Consider the following 408-nt stretch of genomic DNA (forward strand, 5'->3'; position numbering starts at 1 on the left):
GTCTCATTACTTACTTGGTAAAAAAGCGAGTCGATTAGTGGTTCGTTCATCTGATCCAAATGTCTTTGCGGGCGTTGACTCAGACCGCTTGTCTGGTTCTACTCGTGCGACTTCAATTGCTCTTGAAAAACAACGTGCAGCTACTCAAGCTAATAAAGTGAGTTGGAATTTAGTAGCAGCAGCAAGTCCAGAATGGGCAGCCAGGGTTTTCCCAGATTTGGCCAGTGAGGAAGAACAAGTTGATGCTCTTTGGGATGCTATCTTCAAAATGAATCGCATTTATGAGGAAGATCCTATTAAAGCCTGGGATGACCATCAAGCACGCCTTGTTTCCAAAGCTAACCTCCTCAATGACTATCAATTTGATGCCCTCCATTACATGGCACCTGGGACTGATTTAACCCTCGG

At 44.9% G+C, this 408-nt stretch carries 1 protein-coding gene; it reads left to right on the forward strand.

What is annotated here, in order from left to right; translation table 11 throughout:
* On the forward strand, positions 1-408 hold a 408-nt coding region (locus KTJ72_RS07050; protein WP_217304483.1), incomplete at both ends, for an aminopeptidase.

Source organism: Apilactobacillus waqarii (genome assembly GCF_019061205.1).
Classification (GTDB): domain Bacteria; phylum Bacillota; class Bacilli; order Lactobacillales; family Lactobacillaceae; genus Apilactobacillus; species Apilactobacillus waqarii.